The organism is Citrobacter sp. Cpo015, assembly GCF_030333035.1.
GTDB classification, from domain to species: domain Bacteria; phylum Pseudomonadota; class Gammaproteobacteria; order Enterobacterales; family Enterobacteriaceae; genus Citrobacter; species Citrobacter portucalensis.
Map to the genome: position 1 here is coordinate 502,114 of NZ_JAOWGS010000037.1, position 20,079 is coordinate 522,192.

General features: G+C 54.5%; 15 protein-coding genes. 9 read left to right on the forward strand and 6 right to left on the reverse strand.

Features of this window, described 5'->3' with window-relative positions; translation table 11 throughout:
- Positions 1-115: 115 nt before the first annotated feature.
- Positions 116-1,249 (forward strand): LPS O-antigen length regulator Wzz(fepE), encoded by a 1,134-nt coding sequence (gene wzz(fepE), locus OGY67_RS18060; RefSeq protein WP_286574339.1) that lies wholly within the window; start codon positions 116-118, stop codon positions 1,247-1,249.
- A gap of 46 nt (positions 1,250-1,295) precedes the next feature.
- On the opposite strand, the gene fepC is transcribed toward wzz(fepE), so the two are convergent.
- Genes fepC through fepD form a run of 3 tightly spaced genes read right to left on the reverse strand, consistent with a single transcriptional unit; the run spans position 1,296 to position 4,086 of the window.
- Positions 1,296-2,093 carry an iron-enterobactin ABC transporter ATP-binding protein gene (gene fepC / locus OGY67_RS18065; protein ID WP_286574340.1) on the reverse strand — a complete coding sequence of 266 codons (798 nt, stop codon included), beginning with the start codon at positions 2,091-2,093 and terminating at the stop codon, positions 1,296-1,298.
- Positions 2,090-3,082: an iron-enterobactin ABC transporter permease gene (gene fepG / locus OGY67_RS18070; RefSeq protein WP_008784056.1), complete on the reverse strand. Its 993-nt coding sequence runs from the start codon at positions 3,080-3,082 to the stop codon at positions 2,090-2,092. The genes fepC and fepG overlap by 4 nt, the downstream gene beginning before the upstream one ends.
- Positions 3,079-4,086 (reverse strand): Fe(3+)-siderophore ABC transporter permease, encoded by a 1,008-nt coding sequence (gene fepD / locus OGY67_RS18075; protein WP_032942654.1) that lies wholly within the window; start codon positions 4,084-4,086, stop codon positions 3,079-3,081. The genes fepG and fepD overlap by 4 nt, the downstream gene beginning before the upstream one ends.
- Before the next feature lie 109 nt (positions 4,087-4,195).
- On the opposite strand from fepD, the gene entS reads away from it, so the two are divergent.
- On the forward strand, positions 4,196-5,431 hold the full coding sequence (entS, locus tag OGY67_RS18080; RefSeq protein ID WP_111465939.1) for an enterobactin transporter EntS: 1,236 nt from the start codon (positions 4,196-4,198) through the stop codon (positions 5,429-5,431).
- Positions 5,432-5,492: 61 nt separating this feature from the next.
- Here entS and fepB read toward each other — a convergent pair whose 3' ends face one another.
- Positions 5,493-6,449: a Fe2+-enterobactin ABC transporter substrate-binding protein gene (gene fepB / locus OGY67_RS18085; protein ID WP_079934792.1), complete on the reverse strand. Its 957-nt coding sequence runs from the start codon at positions 6,447-6,449 to the stop codon at positions 5,493-5,495.
- A gap of 187 nt (positions 6,450-6,636) precedes the next feature.
- Between fepB and entC the strand changes: the two genes are divergently transcribed.
- From entC to entH, 5 genes are read left to right on the forward strand one after another with little or no spacing between them, the layout of a single operon-like run.
- Entirely contained in the window at positions 6,637-7,812 is a 1,176-nt protein-coding gene (gene entC, locus OGY67_RS18090) for an isochorismate synthase EntC (protein WP_286574341.1), read from the forward strand.
- Positions 7,813-7,843: 31 nt separating this feature from the next.
- The gene (gene entE / locus OGY67_RS18095) at positions 7,844-9,454 is read left to right on the forward strand and encodes a (2,3-dihydroxybenzoyl)adenylate synthase EntE (RefSeq protein WP_286574342.1); all 1,611 of its coding nucleotides are present in this window, start codon (positions 7,844-7,846) and stop codon (positions 9,452-9,454) included.
- Between the two features lie 13 nt (positions 9,455-9,467).
- On the forward strand, positions 9,468-10,325 hold the full coding sequence (locus tag OGY67_RS18100) for an isochorismatase (protein WP_003831197.1): 858 nt from the start codon (positions 9,468-9,470) through the stop codon (positions 10,323-10,325).
- Complete coding sequence (gene entA / locus OGY67_RS18105) at positions 10,325-11,080, forward strand: 2,3-dihydro-2,3-dihydroxybenzoate dehydrogenase EntA (RefSeq protein ID WP_137377145.1); 756 nt, start codon at positions 10,325-10,327, stop codon at positions 11,078-11,080. The genes OGY67_RS18100 and entA overlap by 1 nt, the downstream gene beginning before the upstream one ends.
- 2 nt (positions 11,081-11,082) lie before the next feature.
- Positions 11,083-11,496: a proofreading thioesterase EntH gene (gene entH / locus OGY67_RS18110; RefSeq protein ID WP_286574469.1), complete on the forward strand. Its 414-nt coding sequence runs from the start codon at positions 11,083-11,085 to the stop codon at positions 11,494-11,496.
- 38 nt (positions 11,497-11,534) lie between these two features.
- Here the strand turns inward: entH and OGY67_RS18115 are convergent, their stop codons facing one another.
- Complete coding sequence (locus tag OGY67_RS18115) at positions 11,535-15,950, reverse strand: autotransporter outer membrane beta-barrel domain-containing protein (RefSeq protein ID WP_286574343.1); 4,416 nt, start codon at positions 15,948-15,950, stop codon at positions 11,535-11,537.
- Positions 15,951-16,444: 494 nt separating this feature from the next.
- On the opposite strand from OGY67_RS18115, the gene cstA reads away from it, so the two are divergent.
- Positions 16,445-18,550: a pyruvate/proton symporter CstA gene (cstA, locus tag OGY67_RS18120; protein ID WP_008784063.1), complete on the forward strand. Its 2,106-nt coding sequence runs from the start codon at positions 16,445-16,447 to the stop codon at positions 18,548-18,550.
- Positions 18,551-18,613: 63 nt separating this feature from the next.
- Positions 18,614-18,811, forward strand: a complete 198-nt coding sequence (locus OGY67_RS18125; protein WP_003022064.1) for a YbdD/YjiX family protein — start codon at positions 18,614-18,616, stop codon at positions 18,809-18,811.
- 110 nt (positions 18,812-18,921) lie between these two features.
- Here OGY67_RS18125 and OGY67_RS18130 read toward each other — a convergent pair whose 3' ends face one another.
- Entirely contained in the window at positions 18,922-20,010 is a 1,089-nt protein-coding gene (locus OGY67_RS18130) for an oxidoreductase (protein WP_286574344.1), read from the reverse strand.
- Positions 20,011-20,079: the final 69 nt, after the last annotated feature.

Genomic DNA, 20,079 nt, shown 5'->3' on the forward strand with positions numbered 1-20,079 from the left:
ATATAATTTTTGGTAGGGCGACAAGCACAAAGAATGTTTCGGATAAATCTGACTAGCTGGTAGACTTCTCCCACAGGAATGTTTTTCTTTTAGGAAAGTTTTCAGGTCACACAACATGTCATCATTAAATATAAAGCAAGATAACGTTTCGGAATTTACTGGGTATCCTCAGCCAACGGCAAACGCAAATGAAATCGATTTAGTGAATCTAATCGAAATCTTATGGCGTGCAAGAACGAAAATTATAGCGACCGTTTTCGCCTTTGCTTGTGTGGGTATTCTGGTCTCTTTTCTGCTGCCACAAAAATGGACCAGTCAGGCCGTCGTGACGCCGGCGGAAGCGGTTCAATGGCAGGGATTAGAGAATACGTTGACCAAATTGCGCGTGCTGGATATGGATATTAGCGTTAGCCGTGATGATGTGTTTAACCTGTTTATCAAAAAATTCCAGTCGCCTTCATTGTTAGAAGAGTACCTGCGCTCTTCGCCTTACGTGATGGCGCAATTGAAGGGCGCTGATATCGACGAAATGGAGTTGCATCAGGCAATTGTCAGGCTCAGTGAGAAAATGAAAGCGGTTGATACTAACCTGGGTAAGAAGAACGAAACTTCGCTGTATACCTCATGGACACTGAGTTTTACCGCACCTCAGGCCGAAGAAGCCCAGTCAGTGCTGAAGGGATATATCCAGTATATTTCTGCCCTTGTGGTGAAAGAAACGCTGGAAGATATTCGCAATAAATTGTCCATCAAAACCAGTTATGAAAAAGAAAGACTGGAGATGGATCGCGTCAGGCTCAAAAACCAGTTGGAAGCAAATATCCAGCGACTGAACTACTCGCTGGAGATCGCCAATGCCGCCGGGATTAAAAAGCCGGTCTACAGTAATGGCCAGGCGGTGAAGGATGACCCCGATTTCTCTATTTCACTGGGTGCTGACGGCATCGAACGTAAATTAGAAATAGAAAAATCAGTAACGGATGTTGCTGAAATTAACGGTGAATTACGTAATCGCCAGTACCACGTTGAGCAACTGTTAGCGATGAATGTGGGTGACGTAACATTTACGCCGTTTAAATATCAACTTTCACCTTCGCTGCCGGTGAAAAAAGACGGTCCGGCTAAATCAATGATCGTTATTCTGGCCGCATTACTGGGGGGAATGGTGGCGTGTGGTGGTGTTCTGTTGAACCATGCCATGATGTCGCGTAAGCAAAAAATGACGTTTATTGATCAGCAACTGGTGTGATGAATTGTCGTATGGCGGCAAGCTGGCCGCCATACTGTAACGCGTGTTATTTGTTGCGTCCAAGCGGCACCACTAACGGCGTTCCGGCAACCGGATCGTCGATAATCATACAGCGCAGTCCATAGATTTTTTCAATAAGCTGCGCGGTGACGATCTCCTTCGGTGCACCCTCGGCAATAATTTTTCCGTCACGCAGCGCGATCAGGTGTGTTGCATAGCGACAGGCCTGATTCAGGTCGTGCAAAACGGCGGCCAGCGTGTAACCTTTTTCCCGGTTTAGCTCACTCAGCAGTTCCAGCAGATCGATCTGATGACTGATATCCAGCCAGGTGGTGGGTTCATCGAGCAGCATAATCGACGTTTCCTGCGCCAGCACCATCGCAATCCATGCACGCTGACGTTGTCCGCCGGAAAGGGTATCCACACTTTGTGATGCCAGGTGGGTGATACTCGTCGCCTGCATGGCGTTTGAGACCGCAATTTCATCCTCTTGCCGCCAGCGGGTAAACAGCGGCTGGTGTGGGTAGCGTCCGCGGGCAACCAGCTCCTGTACCGTAATATCCCCCGGCGTGGTGGCGTTTTGCGCCAGCAAACCTATTCTGCGGGCGACTTCTTTGCTGGCATAGTGCTGAATATGCTCGCCGTCGAGCCAGACCTTGCCGTGCACGGGCGTCATCAGACGACTCAGCGTGCGCAGTAGTGTTGATTTCCCGCAGCCGTTTGGCCCGATAATCGCGGTGAAATGGCCGTCGGGAATCGACACATTGAGGTTTTCCGCCACGGTAAACTTGCCATAACCCAACGTTAACTGGTCGCCACGCAAACGGGCTACTGATTCGATCATTTTTTGCGGGACTCCTGAATTAACAAGACGATAAGATAAATACCGCCGAGGCTTACGGTGACAACGCCCACCGGAAGCTGATAAGGCATAAACAGCTGTTGGGCGCATAAATCCGCCATCAGCAACAGCAACGCGCCGCACAGCGCCGACAGGGTTAATCCCCAGCGCGATGTACCGCTTATACGTCGCGCGATATGCGGCGCGACAAGAGCAATAAACGAGATAGGACCGGCCAGCGCGGTGGCGGCAGCGGTCAGTACCACCGCAACCAGCATCATCATCAGACGTGAGCGCTCAACGCTGACGCCAAGCGCACAGGCGCTGTCATCACCCATTTCCAGTAAGCGCATCCGGCGTACCAGCAGCGCGGCGCACACCAGCATGATGATAATCAGCGGGGCAGAAGGCCAGGTTTTGGCCCAGGTCAGGCCATTGAGCGATCCGGCGTTCCACAGCCCGGCCGTCAGCGCGGTTTCTAATGATGCTTTCAGCAGTAGCCAGGTGTTGAACGCCACCAGCATGGCGCGAATGCCGATACCGATAATAATCAGCCGGAAGGTGTCGATCCCATTGCGCCAGGCGAGCGCCCAGACCACCAGAGAAGTCAGAATCCCACCCAGCATGGCCGCCAGCGCGATAGCGGTGAGATGCTGTCCGAACAGCACCATTGCCACCAGCACACCGCTCCAGGCTCCGGTATTGAAACCCATCACATCCGGGCTGCCCAGCGGGTTGCGCATCAGCGACTGAAATATTGCGCCGCTCACGCCGAGAGCCGCGCCAATTAATAGCGCCATGAGCACGCGTGGCAAACGCCATTCGGTCACCACCAGCGTAATACTGCGCGGCGCATCGCCGAGCAGGGCGGCAATAATTTGCTGGGTTTCCAGCGTAACAACGCCGCTACGCAGGCTCCACAAACCAATGACGAGACAACCTGCAACCAGCAGCAGGCTGCTGATTATCAGGCGGCGGGAGAGGTGCATCATGCGCCACCCCCACGCGATTTACGGCGTACCAGAAAGATAAGCACCGGTGCACCGATAAAAGCACTGACTACCGACACGCGCAGCTCGCCGGGGACAATCAGGCGACCGATTATATCGGCAATCAGTAACAGAGTAGGCGTTGCCAGTAGGGTTACGGGCAGTGACCAGCGGTGATCCGCCCCCACCAGCCAGCGCGCCATGTGCGGCATCATCAGGCCGATAAAGGCGATAGGACCAACAATCGCGGTCGCACTGCCGCACAGTACGGTAATAACCAGCAGGCCAATAAATTGCGTGCGAGCGACTTTACTGCCAAGCGCGGTAGCGGTGTCGCTGCCGAGACTCAGGCTATTCAGAGCGCGACTGAGAAACAGTGCGACAGCCGCGGCAATCAGTACCGGTACCAGCACAACTTTCAGCGTTTGCAGGCTGCGGATATCCAGTGAGCCGGCTTGCCAGAAACGCAGCTGATCGTAAACGTCCGGGTTGAGCAGGGCGATGCCGGTGGATAATCCTTCCAGCACCGCGCCCAGCGCGACGCCCGCCAGGGTCAGACGTACCGGGCTTAACTGCCCGCCGCCCTGACTACCGGTAAAAGCTACGATCAGCGATGCAGCCAGCGCACCGCAAAAGGCCATCAGCAGCTGTTCTTGCGCAGAGGAAAAGCCGAACAGCGCGGCCCCCAGCACAATAGCGAAGCTGGCGCCGGAGTTGACACCCAGAATGCCGGGATCGGCGAGAGGGTTACGCGTGAGCGTTTGCATTAGTGCGCCAGCCAGGCCCAGCGCACCACCGGCGAGCAGCCCCGCCAGCGTGCGCGGCAGGCGCGCGTCCAGCACGATGGTGCAATCAGCACTTTGACAACTGCCGGTGAGCGCATCCAGCACCACGGAGGCAGGTAGCGACTTGGCGCCAATAACCAGACTTAATACCGTGGTGAGAACAAGTAATAACAATAGTCCGGGCACGGCGAAGGCGCGTGTCGCGGAAACAGAGCATGACATATCAACTTCCCTGATAATGATAGTAATTATCGTTATCGATCTTATTTGGATATGTTAGCATGTGCAGCCATCGAATGGATATTGAAAAAGTACCTGGTAAGGCTCTGTAATGAATCGACAATCCTGGCTGCTCAATCTCAGCCTGTTAAAGACCCACCCAGCATTTCGCGCTGTCTTCCTCGCCCGTTTTATTTCCATTGTCTCTCTGGGGCTACTCGGCGTGGCGGTTCCGGTACAGATCCAGATGATGACCCAGTCGACCTGGCAGGTGGGTTTGTCGGTGACGTTGACCGGTAGCGCAATGTTTATTGGCCTGATGGTGGGCGGAGTGCTGGCCGACCGCTATGAGCGTAAAAAAGTGATCCTGCTGGCGCGTGGAACCTGTGGTATTGGCTTTATTGGCCTGTGTCTGAATGCGCTGCTGCCCGAACCGTCGTTGCTGGCGATTTATCTGCTTGGCTTATGGGATGGTTTCTTTGCCTCTCTGGGCGTGACCGCATTGCTGGCTGCGACGCCAGCGCTGGTTGGGCGCGAGAATTTGATGCAGGCCGGGGCGATTACCATGCTGACGGTGCGTCTGGGATCGGTAATTTCACCGATGCTTGGCGGGGTGCTGCTCGCGACTGGCGGCGTGGCCTGGAACTACGGACTGGCGGCGGCGGGAACCTTCATTACCTTACTACCGTTGCTGAGCCTTCCTGCGTTGCCGCCTCCGCCGCAGCCGCGCGAGCATCCGCTGAAATCGCTGCTGGCAGCATTTCGCTTTCTGCTTGCCAGCCCGCTGATTGGCGGCATTGCGCTGCTCGGTGGTCTGTTAACCATGGCGAGCGCCGTGCGTGTGCTGTATCCGGCATTGGCGATTAACTGGCACATGTCGAGTGCGCAAATTGGCCTGCTGTATGCGGCTATTCCGCTGGGGGCAGCCGTGGGCGCATTGACCAGCGGACAACTGGCGCACAGCGTTCGCCCGGGACTGATTATGCTGGCATCGACCGTGGCTTCATTTCTGGCTATCGGCCTGTTTGGCTTGATGCCCGTCTGGCAGCTTGGTGTGGTTTGTCTGGCGCTGTTTGGCTGGTTGAGTGCGGTCAGCTCTTTGTTGCAGTACACCCTGTTACAGACGCAGACGCCGGAAGCGATGCTCGGACGAATTAACGGTTTGTGGACGGCGCAAAACGTCACCGGCGATGCGATTGGCGCGGCGTTGTTAGGTGGTCTGGGCGCGATGATGACGCCGGTTGCTTCGGCAAGCGTGAGTGGATTTGGGCTGGTGATTGTCGGTCTGTTACTGCTGCTGTTGTTGGGAGAAGTGCGCCGATTCCGGCAGGTCCCTGTGAATGCCTGATCGCATTGTGCTCTATGGTTTGTAGGCCGGATAAGGCGTGAGCCGCATCCGGCGCTGAATATTAAAACAGAGCCGACAGACGTTGCAGCAGCAGCGTAGCGCTGTAGTAGTCGAGACGGAAGGTTTCCGTACCCAGGGCGTAAACGCGTTTATTCTGCACGGCTGGCAGATGCGCCAGAAGCGGATTGGCGTAAATAGCGTCGGCATCTTTGCTGTCGCCAGCAAACAGGAACAGCGCTTCGCCGTTCAGGCCTGCCGCCAGGTTCTCACCGCCAAGCTGGATGATATCGTGGCGTTTGCCCTGACTCTGGCTGGTGTGCAAGTTGGCAGGCAGCGTTGCCAGCGTGAACCCTAACTGCTCCATCAGCTTGCCTTGCGCTGACTCAGGCGTCCACAGGTTGGCGCTGTGCGCCGCGGCGGTATATACCAGCGCGCTGACCGGCTGTGGTGGCAGGGTAATATGTTGCTTAACCGCCTGAAGTTGCTTATCAAACTCGGCAATTCGCGCAGCTGCCTGTTGCTCCTGACCGGTAATTTCACCTAACTGGGTCAGCAGCGACTGCCAGCTTTTATCGTCGTAATTAATGATGAGCGTTGGCGCAATGGTGGACAGCTGATCGTATAGCGCGAGGGCAGAATCTCCCCCAGTAGCGCTTACCAGAATCAGATCCGGCATTTGAGCTGCGACGGCTTCGGCGCTCGGTTCGCCGATATACAGGCGGCTCAGTTTGCGTTCTTTTGCTACTTCGCTCCACTGACGTAAAAAGCCCTGCGCATCGCCGATGCGATTGTTCGGCGTAGTGGCACCGCTGGCAATGACCGGGGCATCAATCGCCAGCAGCGAGCCGGTGAGGGTCACGCTGGTGGACACAATTCGCTGCGGCTTATGCTCAAGCGTATGCGTGCCGCGGCTGTCAGTAACCTGACGCGGCCAGTCGGCGGCGTGACCTGAAGAAATTCCTGAAAGAGATAAACCTGCCAGTAAGAGCACGGTGCGGCAAAAAGAGGGGAGACTCACGAATTGGCTTCCTGTTATCAGTATGAGTAATGCTTCTCATTTTCATTGTTAGCGAGCAAGGATGCAAGCCAAAGTCGCACATTGTGCTACCACAAGAGTTGACATACCGCCGCTTTACTTTTAGGTTAGCGACCGAAAATATAAATGATAATCATTATTAGAGCCTTTATCATTTTTGGAGGATGATATGGATACGTCACTGGCCGAGGAAAAAACGCAGACTATGCCGACGCTCGCTCCCGACAGTTTTTTCTTTATGTCGCCGTACCGTAGTTTTACGACGTCAGGATGCTTCGCCCGCTATGCGGAACCGGCAATTGATGGCGATTCGCCAGACAGCTCTTTCCAACAGAAAATGAACGCACTGTTTGCTGATGCCAAATCGCAGGGCATCGCGAACCCTGTCATGGTCGGGGCGATTCCCTTTGATACCCGCCAGCCATCATCGCTGTTTATTCCCCAATCATGGCAGAGCTTCTCTCGTACGGCGAAGCAGCAATCATCACGTTACTTTACCGCGCATCAGTCGCTGAACGTCGTTGAACGTAAATCGATCCCGGAACAGGACTTTTTTGAAGATATGGTCGCCCGGGCGGCTGCGCTGACGTCCACTCCGGAAGTCGACAAAGTGGTGTTGTCACGCCTGATCGATATCACCGCCGATGCCAACATTGACAGCGGTGCGCTGCTGGAGCGTCTGGTGGCGCAAAATCCAGCGAGCTACAACTTCCATGTGCCGATTGAAGACGGCGGCGTATTGATTGGTGCCAGTCCGGAACTGCTACTGCGCAAAGAAGGCGATCGTTTCAGTTCTCTGCCGCTGGCTGGCTCTGCACGTCGTCAGCCTGATGATGTGCTGGATCGCGAAGCAGGGATCCGCCTGCTGGCGTCTGAGAAGGACCGCCATGAGCACGAACTGGTGACGCAGGCGATGAAAACGGTATTGCGCGATCGCAGCCGTGAACTGCAACTGCCTTCTTCTCCGCAGTTGGTTACCACGCCGACGCTCTGGCACCTCGGCACGCCTTTTGAAGGTAAAGCCAACCCGCAGGAAAACGCCCTGACGCTGGCGTGCCTGCTGCATCCGACGCCTGCGCTAAGCGGCTTCCCACATCAGGTTGCGCGCAAGCTTATCGCCGAGCTGGAGCCGTTCGATCGCGAATTGTTCGGCGGTATTGTCGGCTGGTGTGATGCCGAAGGTAACGGTGAGTGGGTGGTGACGATCCGCTGCGCGAAGCTGCTGCGCAATCAGGTACGTTTCTTTGCCGGGGCAGGAATTGTTCCAGCCTCTTCCCCGGTTGCGGAATGGCGTGAAACGGGGGCCAAGCTCTCCACGATGTTGAATGTTTTTGGACTGCATTAAGAGCCTTGTGGACTGGCTTTAAGGAGCAATAATGAGTATTCCTTTCACCCGCTGGCCGGAAGAGTTTGCCCGCAGGTATCGTGAAAAAGGTTACTGGCAGGATTTGCCGCTGACCGACATTCTGACCCGTCACGCCGACAGCGACCATACGGCGATTATTGATGGTGAATGCCATCTGAGCTATCGCCAGCTGAATCAGGTCGCTGACAATCTTGCCTGCAGTTTGCGTTGCCAGGGGATCAAACCCGGCGAAACCGCGCTGGTACAACTGGGCAATGTGGCTGAGCTGTATATCACCTTCTTTGCGCTGCTCAAGCTGGGCGTAGCTCCAGTGCTGGCGCTGTTCAGCCATCAGCGTAACGAACTCAACGCCTACGCCAAACAGATTGAGCCGGCACTGCTGATTGCCGATCGCCAGCATACGCTGTTTAGCGGCGACGATTTTCTTAACGCTTTTGTGGCTGAACACAATTCAGTGCGCGTGGTGTTACTGCGCAACGATGAAGGTGAACACAATCTGCAAACGGCGATAAACCAGCCTGCGACAGATTTTTCCGCCACGCCATCGCCTGCTGATGAGGTGGCGTACTTCCAGCTTTCTGGCGGGACGACCGGGACGCCAAAGCTGATTCCTCGCACTCATAACGATTACTACTACAGCGTGCGTCGCAGCAATGAGATTTGCCGCTTCACCGGGGAAACGCGTTATTTATGCGCAATCCCGGCGGCGCATAACTACGCCATGAGTTCGCCAGGCGCGCTGGGCGTATTCCTGGCTGGCGGCACCGTGGTGCTGGCGGCTGACCCGAGTGCCACTCTGTGTTTCCCGCTGATTGAACAGCATCAGGTTAACGTCACGGCGCTGGTGCCACCTGCAGTGAGCCTGTGGTTGCAGGCGATTGCGGAGTGGGGCAGTAATGCGCAACTGGCTTCGCTGAAACTGCTTCAGGTCGGTGGCGCGAGACTTTCCGCCGCGCTTGCGACACGTATTCCAGCCGAGATTGGCTGTCAGTTGCAGCAGGTCTTCGGCATGGCGGAAGGGCTGGTGAACTATACCCGTCTGGACGACAGTCCTGAGCGCATCATCAATACCCAGGGTCGCCCGATGTGTCCCGATGATGAAGTTTGGGTAGCAGACGCTGACGGCAACCCTTTAGCCCAGGGAGAGACCGGACGCCTGATGACGCGTGGTCCGTACACCTTCCGCGGTTATTTCAAAAGTCCTGAGCATAATGCCAGCGCCTTTGACGCCAACGGCTTTTACTGTTCCGGCGATCTGATCGCTATCGATCCGGATGGTTACATCACCGTTCAGGGGCGTGAAAAGGATCAGATCAATCGCGGCGGGGAGAAGATCGCCGCTGAAGAGATTGAAAACCTGCTGCTGCGCCATCCAATGGTGATCCATGCCGCGCTGGTCAGTATGGAAGACGAACTGATGGGTGAGAAAAGCTGTGCCTGGCTGGTGGTGAAAGAGCCGCTGCGCGCGGTGCAGGTGCGCCGTTTTCTACGCGAACAGGGCATAGCGGAATTCAAATTACCCGATCGTGTTGAGTGCGTTGAGTCATTACCGCTGACTCCAGTGGGGAAGGTAGATAAAAAACAATTACGTCAGTGGCTGGCATCACGTTCACTGGCCTGAAGGAGAAATAGAAATGGCAATTCCTAAACTGCAGGCTTATGCGCTACCAACGGCGCTCGATGTTCCGGTGAACAAAGTCGACTGGGCATTTGACCCTGAACGCGCCGCGCTGCTGATCCACGACATGCAGGATTATTTTATCGGCTTTTGGGGCGATAACTGCCCGATGATGGAGCAGGTCGTCGCGAACATCGCCGCGCTGCGCCAGTACTGCAAAGAGCATAACATTCCGGTGTATTACACCGCTCAGCCGAAAGAACAGAGTGATGAAGACCGCGCTCTGCTCAATGATATGTGGGGACCGGGCCTGACGCGTTCCCCGGAACAACAAAAGATCGTTGAGGCGCTGGCGCCGGATGAAGCGGATACCATTCTGGTGAAATGGCGTTATAGCGCATTTCATCGTTCCCCGCTGGAACAGATGCTCAAGGAAACCGGGCGTAATCAACTGATCATTACCGGGGTGTATGCGCATATCGGCTGTATGACCACCGCAACGGACGCCTTCATGCGTGATATCAAGCCGTTTATGGTTGCCGATGCGCTGGCGGACTTTAGCCGTGACGAACACCTGATGTCGCTGAAATACGTGGCGGGACGTTCCGGGCGTGTGGTAATGACCCAGGAATTATTGCCGACACCGGTCCCGACCAGTAAAGATGCGTTGCGCAGCGTTATTCTGCCGTTGCTGGATGAGTCTGAAGAGCCGATGGATGATGAAAACCTGATCGACTACGGGCTGGATTCCGTGCGCATGATGGCGCTGGCGGCGCGCTGGCGTAAGGTTCATGGTGACATTGATTTCGTGATGCTGGCGAAAAAACCGACCATTGACGCATGGTGGGCACTGCTCTCCCGTGAGGTGAAGTAATGGCTGGATTTGATTTTGCCGGGAAAACCGTCTGGGTAACCGGCGCGGGTAAAGGGATTGGCTACACCACGGCGTTGGCATTTGCGAATGCTGGCGCTGAGGTGACAGGATTCGATCGCGAATTTCCTCAGGATAACTACCCGTTTGCGACCGAAGTGCTGGATGTGGCGAATGCCGGACAGGTAGCTGAAGTGTGCCAGCGCGTCCTCAAAGCGCGCGAGCGTTTAGATGTGTTGGTCAATGCCGCAGGTATTTTGCGTATGGGGGCCACCGATGCGCTGAGCGCAGAGGAGTGGCAGCAGACGTTTGCGGTTAACGTTGGTGGGGCGTTCAATCTGTTTCAGCAGACGATGGCGCAGTTTCGTCGCCAGCAGGGCGGGGCGATCGTGACCGTCGCGTCGGATGCGGCGCACACGCCGCGTATCGGCATGAGTGCTTACGGCGCGTCAAAAGCCGCGTTGAAAAGTCTGGCGCTGACCGTCGGACTTGAACTGGCGGGCAGCGGTGTGCGCTGTAATGTGGTGTCGCCAGGCTCGACCGACACCGATATGCAGCGCACGCTGTGGGTTAGCGATGACGCGGAGCAACAGCGCATTCGTGGATTTGGCGAGCAGTTTAAACTCGGGATTCCGCTGGGGAAAATCGCCCGGCCGCAAGAGATCACCAACACTATTTTATTCCTCGCTTCCGATCTGGCCAGCCACATTACGTTACAGGATATCGTGGTGGACGGCGGTTCCACGCTGGGGGCATGACGATGATCTGGAAGCGTCATTTAACGCTGGATGAACTCAATGCCACCAGTCAGAACACGATGGTGGCGCATTTAGGCATAGTCTATACCCGGCTGTGTGATGATGTGCTGGAAGCCGAAATGCCAGTGGATAGCCGTACGCATCAGCCATTTGGCCTGCTGCACGGCGGCGCATCCGCGGCCCTGGCGGAAACGCTGGGTTCAATGGCGGGTTATCTGATGACCCGCGACGGGCAGTGCGTGGTGGGGACGGAACTCAACGCCACGCATCATCGGGCGGTATCGCAAGGGAAAGTGCGCGGCGTTTGCCAGCCGCTGCACCTTGGGCGTCAAAATCAAAGCTGGGAAATCGTCATCTTTGATGAGCAGGGACGACGCTGCTGCACCTGCCGTTTAGGCACTGCGGTGATGGGGTGAAGATAAGCGCGTCGTTTAGACGCGCTTCGTGACACCAGTTACCAGCTATAGCGCAGATTAAAACTCCCGTTGAGATCGCGGTAGTCGTTATTACCTTTCTGACCCGCCGCCTGGACGCTGACGTTCCACTGGCTATTGAGATTCGCCTGAATTCCCACTTTTAGCTCGCTGCGATCGGCAGGAAGATCCTGTTTTACCGTTGCGTTATCAAATGATACGGCCAGATCGTCGGTGGAGTGTAGCCAGTTAATCTCTGCGAATGGCCGGACGGTTGCATCGACGAATGAAAGCTGGCTATCAATTCGCAGACCAAGACGTGTGGTCCAGCTATCGCCATTTTGCCCGTCTATGCGTGTACCATTTGTCTCAACGCTATCTGCCTCGTAGCGTTGCCAGATAACCTGCGCCTGTGGCGTCAGGCTTACTGTGTTAGCGCTGCTCATATTCATGTCGTAGCGATAACCGCTTTCCAGCGAAATCGCGTGAGCCAGGGAGTCGTAATGCGTTGAACCGGCATTGCCATTCTCGACGCTGTTATTGTAGAAGCCATACTGATACCACGTATCAACATACCAGCCGCGATGTTGCCGGGCATCAGAGAACCAGGTGGCATACGCGCCAAGATTGTAACCGTCGATATCGCCTGTGGCTGTAAACTGACTGCCATCCGCGCCACGATTTCCGGTGCTGTCGGTACTGCCGTCAAGGTAACTGGCCATCAGGCCAAACGTGATGCTTTGTTGTTCATCGCGCCAGATAGCAATATCGCTGCCAAGCTGAAACTGGGTGTAATCGCTGTCCATGTCGATATTGCCGTTGACAGCTGATGTGTCCGTTTTTCCGCCTTTAATTCGCGCCCAGACGCTTCCTTCGGCCGAGCGGTACTGGCTCCCTTCACGATCGAACAGCGTTTGCATCTGCAGGTTACGCGCCAGCCATTGGTTGCCCAAATAGGCGCCGATGTCGGCGCGATATTGTGGATTCGATGGGGTTACGTCGCTGCCGCTGTCGTCAGGATCAACCGGTGTGACGTCGCTGCCGCCGTCATCAGGATCAACCGGTGTCACGTCGCTGCCGCCATCGTCAGGATCAACTGGCGTCACGTCGCTGCCGCCGTCGTCAGGGTCGACAGGTGTCACGTCGCTGCCGCCGTCATCAGGATCAACTGGCGTCACGTCGCTGCCGCCATCGTCAGGATCGATCGGAGTGACGTCATCATCCGGGTCATCAGGCGTTTCTGCTTTGGAACGCAAATACCAGCTTTCGTTATCTTCATACAGACGATACTCATACAGCCCGATTTGAATCTGATTGCCAAGAGAAAATGCGTCATCCGATGATATCCCTCCGACGTCGACAATCTCGATACCTTGATCGGTATATGCACCCACGCCATCCACATTATTGATGTAGAGCGTGGTGCTGCCGTTAACATTACCCGAGACAATGAGCTGGTCGGTTGGTGAATTATCATCGCCTAAACTGGCGTTAAGTGAGAGCTGACCGCCGTTGCCCGTGTAGTCGCCGTTGATGATTAACGCATTCCCGGGAGTCGTACTACTGCTGCGGATTACACCTTGATTGGTTACGTTACCATTAACGATAAACTGGCTATCTGGCGTTGTACGATCACCAAAGCTTAGCAGGCCGACGTTGTTCACAGCACCGTTGATTACCCCGTTACCGCCGAGAGTGGCTCCAGCTTCAACATCGATGCTCTGCTTGCTCCCTTCAGAGCCAATAGCGCCAGAACTAGTCAACCACAGCGTTCCCTGCTGAATGTCTGTGATTCCGCTCCAGGTATTCTTTGCGGTAAGGGTGAGCGTGCCGTCTCCTTTTTTGGTCAGACTTTTACCGTCCCATCCCGTGGTGGCGTTGGGTGAGGTATCTGCCAGCAACCCATTGACGGTAAATGTCTGGCCCGCGTTCAGGGTGAACGTACCGTGTGCAGGCGTAGAGACCGCGGCGGAGTCTCCGGCGTACCAACTGAGCCCCACGCCCAATTCATATTGGGTATTATCAAGGGCATTAACCTGACCAGAAATCGCGATATAGTCGGGCAGGGTATCCGGATCGGTTGAGATCGAAGCGAAATCGCTCACGATTGCGGAGTTGGCATCAATTAGCGTAACCGTGTCGATGTCTGCCAGTTGATTGTCTGAGGTCAGCGCGTTGAGATCCAGCGCATTACCCGAATTGCTGATGTGTAGATCGCCGCCAGGATTAACCTGTCCGCCGGTAATTAGCGGGTTAGCGGACTGACTGGCCAGCGCCGCGGCGCTTAAATCGACGCTGAGAATACTGCTTTCTTTCAGCGTGACCTCATCAGCATGCACAGTGCTGTAAGTTCCGGCTGTGTGGTCTGCCGCCAGCTCAAGGGTTCCTGCGTTGGTCAGCGTCGTGAGCGTGGAATCATCGGTAACCCGCCACTGGCTCTGCTCGGCAAGGTTAAGATTGAGGATTGAATCAATCCCCTGAGCGTTGAAGCTTTCATTAACCGAGGTTGCTCCGGCGAAATAAGAACCCGCGTCCATATTGAGGTTGATATATCCCCAGCCGCTGTTAACGATGTCGCCGGTTATGGTCATTTTTCCTGAGCCACTTACCGTCCCGCCAGGTAGAACATTCCCGCCCGAGGAAACTTTCGGGTTCCAGATGGCAACGCCGCCGTCGGCGATGATGGTGGTATCGCCCGTCAGATTCACGATACCGCCTTCTTGCACCACCACGCCGTAACCACTGCCGTTAGCGCCGGTCATATCAATGGTCAGATTCTCACCATTGATGATGCCTGCATGGGTAAAATCCCCATCGCCGATGGCCCAAAGACCGTAAGGATTTTTACCGCTCATGATGATATCCGTATTGGATATATTGATCGTCGCGCCACTGTATTGGGCTGATGCGCCATAGCCGTTAACCGCGTAGATAGTGTTTCGCTGCTCTGCGGAACCGTTGAAATTTATGGTTGTCGGTGCGCTGTAAGGGGTGTTGGCCACAATACCGTTGGTCGTGTGGCCTGTGGAATTTCTTCCATCAATGCTGCTGCCTTCACCAATGTTGGAGACGGCGGCATGCATGCTGCTCATTAGTGTAAGAGCGGTGGACTGCGCGGTCGTGACGGTCAGATTTCTGGCATTGAATTCACTGTATCCTCGGCCGGTCAGGTAAATTGTTGATGCAGTCCCGTTTGCGCTAATGGCGCTGTCTGACCCTAAATCAACCACGCCGCCTTCTATTCGAAGCCCTTCCGTCTTCTGGCCGGTGACGTCAATGGTGAGGTGGTTGGCCTTTACTGTTCCGATGGCATCATCTTTACTGGTTGCCGAATAATCCTCAACAATCATCCCGTATCCTTCGGAGAAACCGTGCACGGTGATGGTGGAATCATTGCCAAAATCCACGTTGCCGCTGATGTCCGCGCCTGTACCGTTTGCGAGCTCGTTAGAGGTTGTGGAAAGGGTGATATCAAGGTTATCTGCCGTAAAATAACTTTGTGAACCAGAAACAAGTCCATATGCCGTACCTCCAGGCGTTGAGAGCGTAATTGCGCTGTTCTTGCCCAGATTAATTTGGCTGTATTGCCCCTCCTGGATACCATAAATCGTGGTGCCTGTTCCTGTCTCTGATACGGTGAAATCAATGTTCAGCCCGTTCGCGTTAACCTGGGTGTTTTTTCCAAGATAGAGCGCGCTGCCGCCGGCTGTGCCGCTGGTTAATTCTATGCGGCTGTCATCCCCAAAATTGAGCGTGGTACCATTTGCCCAGTATGTGTCGATACCTACAGCCTTACCGGTTGCATCGGTGTTAACCTGGATTAATCCAGCGTTCATGGTTAACGTATTATTGTCGTCATAGAAATAGACACCCGTCGCATTACCATTTTGGGATTCGGTGATAATTTTACTCTTGTTGCCGAAGTTCAGCGTGGTGTTTTCTGTATGAACGTTAATTCCGTAAGCATCTTTTTTACTGATGGTGTTAATTGATATATTCTCGGCGTCTATATTTGTGCCTGGACTGGTGTTGTTAATATAAAGACCTGTGGTTGATGCTGCTTTCGCCGTTCCTGTGTCTGTAACGTTAATCTGTGTACCGGTACCTAAATTATTATTGGCGCTGTTATCAAGTTTTACCCCAATAGAACCACTATCACCGGTAACGTTAATGGTGGTTTTACCATTAATCTGTACGCCTTGCCCCCCTGAGGACAGACTTTCGATACCCGTGGTTCCATCGACAGATGTCACGGTATCGCCATCATTTAAGTTGATGGTTTCACCGCTAAGCGGGCCGTAGTCGCTGGCATGAACGCAATTTGCCATTAATCCAACTGCCGATAACACCAGGCATGCGACGGTTGCGCGAACCCGTTGATCGCCCTGCGAGAGTTCTGACGTCACCACAAACATATTTCTCGCGATATTCCAGACGATGCGATAGCATTTATTCATAATTTATATCCTTATACGGCCATCCTGAACAACCTGGCGCTGAAAAATTCTGCTGAATTAATTTTTTTTATGTGGGGTATTTTGTCATTAAAACTGGTGCTGCAGGTATATTCTTTGTTTTGAAATTGGTGATTAAGGTGAAATAAAGCACTTACTGCATACAAAATCAGGATGGTCTGAATCTCTAAGAGCAATAACTGTTAAGCTGAGAAATTCAGGTTAATATTGTTAATTAATATCCTTATTAATAATAAAAATATTAAGTGGCACGCTCAGCATCATGCTGAGAGGAGAATTGGATATAACATAGAGGTGTTGGCACATACTGCGCAATTTTTTCAGTTGTCTCTGCGTTGATAGTGATCAAGTTAACAATACAATGTAAAAAATCAGTGATACTTCGGGTTTGCATGGTTGTCAGGTTGTTAAATTCAGAAAAGATGTTATAGAAACAAAATGTAACATCTCTCTGGATCGGACAACGGATAACAACTATGAACAAATCAGGGAAGTACCTCGTCTGGACAGTGCTCTCCGTTATGGGAGCATTTGCCCTCGGCTATATCGCATTAAATCGTGGTGAACAGATCAACGCGTTGTGGATAGTCGTGGCGTCGGTCTGTGTCTACCTTATCGCTTACCGTTTCTACGGCCTGTACATCGCGAAAAATGTACTGGCGCTTGACCCGACGCGTATGACGCCAGCCGTGCGCCATAACGACGGTCTGGATTATGTTCCCACCGATAAAAAAGTGCTGTTTGGTCACCATTTTGCGGCAATTGCCGGAGCGGGTCCGTTAGTTGGACCGGTGCTGGCGGCGCAAATGGGCTATCTGCCGGGGATGATCTGGCTGCTCGCCGGGGTGGTACTGGCGGGTGCGGTGCAGGACTTCATGGTGCTGTTTGTTTCTACCCGTCGCGATGGTCGTTCCCTTGGCGAACTGGTGAAAGAAGAGATGGGCCCAACGGCGGGCGTTATTGCGCTGGTGGCCTGTTTTATGATCATGGTGATTATTCTCGCAGTACTGGCGATGATCGTCGTGAAAGCGCTGACCCACAGTCCGTGGGGAACCTACACCGTAGCGTTCACCATCCCGCTGGCGATCTTCATGGGGATTTATCTGCGCTATCTGCGCCCGGGCCGCATTGGTGAAGTGTCGGTCATCGGTCTGGTGTTCCTGGTGTTTGCCATTATTTCCGGCGGCTGGGTGGCTGAAAGCCCGACCTGGGCACCGTACTTTGACTTTACCGGCGTACAGCTGACGTGGATGCTGGTGGGCTACGGTTTTGTTGCCGCCGTCCTGCCGGTGTGGCTGCTGCTGGCCCCGCGTGATTACCTCTCTACCTTCCTGAAAATCGGCACCATCGTTGGCCTGGCGGTAGGGATTTTGATCATGCGTCCAACGCTGACCATGCCAGCGCTGACCAAGTTTGTTGACGGTACTGGCCCGGTCTGGACCGGTAACTTGTTCCCGTTCCTGTTTATTACTATTGCCTGTGGTGCGGTATCTGGCTTCCATGCGCTGATTTCCTCCGGCACCACGCCGAAGATGCTGGCAAATGAAGGGCAGGCCTGCTTTATCGGCTACGGCGGAATGCTGATGGAATCCTTTGTCGCCATTATGGCGCTGGTTTCCGCGTGCATCATCGATCCGGGCGTGTACTTTGCAATGAACAGCCCGATGGCGGTGCTGGCTCCTGCGGGCACGGTTGACGTAGTGGCTTCTGCGGCACAGGTAGTCAGCAGTTGGGGCTTTGCCATTACGCCAGACACCCTGCATCAAATCGCCAATGAAGTGGGTGAGCAATCCATCATCTCCCGCGCAGGTGGTGCGCCGACGCTTGCCGTCGGGATGGCGTACATTCTGCATGGCGCACTGGGCGGCATGATGGATGTGGCGTTCTGGTATCACTTCGCCATTCTGTTTGAAGCATTGTTTATTCTGACGGCGGTAGATGCCGGTACACGCGCCGCGCGCTTTATGCTGCAGGACTTGCTGGGCGTGGTATCACCGAGCCTGAAACGTACCGATTCGCTGCCTGCAAACCTGCTGGCTACAGCGCTGTGCGTGCTGGCCTGGGGTTACTTCTTACACCAGGGCGTGGTGGATCCTCTGGGTGGTATTAATACCCTGTGGCCGCTGTTTGGTATCGCTAACCAGATGCTGGCCGGTATGGCGTTGATGCTCTGTGCTGTGGTGCTGTTCAAGATGAAACGCCAGCGCTACGCGTGGGTGGCACTGGTCCCAACCGCCTGGCTGCTGATTTGTACCCTGACCGCTGGCTGGCAGAAAGCGTTTAGCCCGGATGCGAAAATCGGCTTCCTGGCTATCGCCAACAAGTTCCAGGCGATGATCGACAGCGGTAACATTCCGGCGCAGTACACCCAGTCGCAGCTGACGCAACTGGTGTTTAACAACCGCCTGGATGCGGGTCTCACCATCTTCTTCATGGTCGTCGTTGTGGTGCTGGGTCTGTTCTCCATCAAAACTGCGCTGGCAGCATTGAAAGAGGACAAACCAACTTCGAAAGAGACACCGTACGAGCCAATGCCTGAGAATGTTGAAGAGATCGTGGCGCAGGCGAAAGGCGCGCACTAATATTCTCTTAACCAACGAGCCCTCTCCTGAACGGGGAGGGCGTTTGTACGACAGGGAAACACTATGTTTGAAACACTCGCCAAAGCCGGGAAGTATTTAGGTCAAACCGCCCGATTAATGATAGGTGTGCCGGATTACGACAATTATGTTGAACATATGCGCGTCACGCATCCGGACCAGACGCCAATGACCTACGAAGAATTTTTCCGCGAGCGCCAGGATGCGCGATATGGCGGGAAAGGTGGCGCGAAGTGCTGTTGATTTTTTGCCGGATGGTGCTGACGCTTATCCGGCCTACAACATCGTATTGGCGTAATTTGTCGTCGTAGGCCTGATAAGGCGAAGCCGCCATCAGGCAACCCGCACCATAATCACACCGTAAACGACTCCACCTTTTCGAATGCTGCGCGCAGTGTCTCCGGCGTTAACGTTACCGGCAGGGCGTGAATGGACTCCACCGGGCGCAGAGTGTGCGCAATCACTTTGTCGATTTCGGCGCGGTTATTGATGTTCACTTCCAGTTGAGCTAATCGGGTTGGCAGGTTGAATCGCTGATAAGCGGTAATTAACTGCGCCAGCACGTCATCTTGTCCCAGCAGCGCGCTCTGCACCAGGATGCCGTACGCCACTTTGGTGCCGTGTAAAAACTTCTCGGTTTGTGGGAGGACGGTCAGGCCATTGTGAACAGAATGCGCCGCCGCCACGCGTGTGTAGCGCTCACCCAGACCACCAACCATGCCGCCTCCGGCAATAATCGCATCCACCACATCGCAAAACGTGCGGCTTAGCGTGCCTTGTTGTTTGTCTGCCAGCGCCTGCTCGCTGCTTTCCAGCAGGACGTCGCGGATGGTCTGCGCGGCTTGAATACCCAGACGTACTGTCAATGGCAGTGTTTCCGGCTGAGGTGCGAGCACGACGGCTTCATACCACTTTGCCAGCGTGTCGCCGATCCCCGCCAGTAAGTATTCTTCTGGCGCATTGAGAACGATCCCGGGCTCGACCAGCACGAGGAAGTTCGCGTCAGGGAAAATTTCGAAATGTAGTGCCTGGCCCGCATCGTTATACCAGACGGAGAGCGGCGTCCAGGCAGCGCAGGTCGCCGCGATAGTAGGAATACCGACAAACGGCAGATCCAGACGACAGGCCAACGCTTTAGCGGTGTCGAGCAATGTACCGCCACCCACGCCAATCACCACACTGCGATCCTCTCCCGACTCTTTTGCCAGTTGGGCAACATCGGTTTCGCTGCAATGTCCCGTAAACAGCAGGCGTTTAGCCTCGGCAAGATGAAAAGCCTCTGGCAGGTAAGGGCGGGCCGCTTCGATGGCGCGTTCACCATAAACCCACACGGCGCGTGAAAGTTGGTCGGCAGTGAAAAAATCGTTCAGTCTCGACAGGCTGCCAGGATGGGAAAAATAGTTGGCTGGGCCGGTGACGACGCGAATTTCGGTATTACTCATGTTGTGTTGTCCTTTTGGCTGTCCTGTCCAGGCAGGTTATTTTTATATAGACGTCTGAACGTCTTGATT

Excerpts from the sequence above, each read along its gene's own strand:
- fepC (WP_286574340.1), bottom strand. The coding sequence starts at position 2,093 with ATGATCGAATCAGTAGCCCGTTTGCGTGGCGACCAGTTAACGTTGGGT.
- fepG (WP_008784056.1), bottom strand. The coding sequence starts at position 3,082 with ATGATGCACCTCTCCCGCCGCCTGATAATCAGCAGCCTGCTGCTGGTT.
- fepD (WP_032942654.1), bottom strand. The coding sequence starts at position 4,086 with ATGTCATGCTCTGTTTCCGCGACACGCGCCTTCGCCGTGCCCGGACTA.
- entS (WP_111465939.1), top strand. The coding sequence starts at position 4,196 with ATGAATCGACAATCCTGGCTGCTCAATCTCAGCCTGTTAAAGACCCAC.
- entC (WP_286574341.1), top strand. The coding sequence starts at position 6,637 with ATGGATACGTCACTGGCCGAGGAAAAAACGCAGACTATGCCGACGCTC.
- entE (WP_286574342.1), top strand. The coding sequence starts at position 7,844 with ATGAGTATTCCTTTCACCCGCTGGCCGGAAGAGTTTGCCCGCAGGTAT.
- OGY67_RS18100 (WP_003831197.1), top strand. The coding sequence starts at position 9,468 with ATGGCAATTCCTAAACTGCAGGCTTATGCGCTACCAACGGCGCTCGAT.
- entA (WP_137377145.1), top strand. The coding sequence starts at position 10,325 with ATGGCTGGATTTGATTTTGCCGGGAAAACCGTCTGGGTAACCGGCGCG.
- entH (WP_286574469.1), top strand. The coding sequence starts at position 11,083 with ATGATCTGGAAGCGTCATTTAACGCTGGATGAACTCAATGCCACCAGT.
- OGY67_RS18115 (WP_286574343.1), bottom strand. The coding sequence starts at position 15,950 with ATGAATAAATGCTATCGCATCGTCTGGAATATCGCGAGAAATATGTTT.
- cstA (WP_008784063.1), top strand. The coding sequence starts at position 16,445 with ATGAACAAATCAGGGAAGTACCTCGTCTGGACAGTGCTCTCCGTTATG.
- OGY67_RS18125 (WP_003022064.1), top strand. The coding sequence starts at position 18,614 with ATGTTTGAAACACTCGCCAAAGCCGGGAAGTATTTAGGTCAAACCGCC.
- OGY67_RS18130 (WP_286574344.1), bottom strand. The coding sequence starts at position 20,010 with ATGAGTAATACCGAAATTCGCGTCGTCACCGGCCCAGCCAACTATTTT.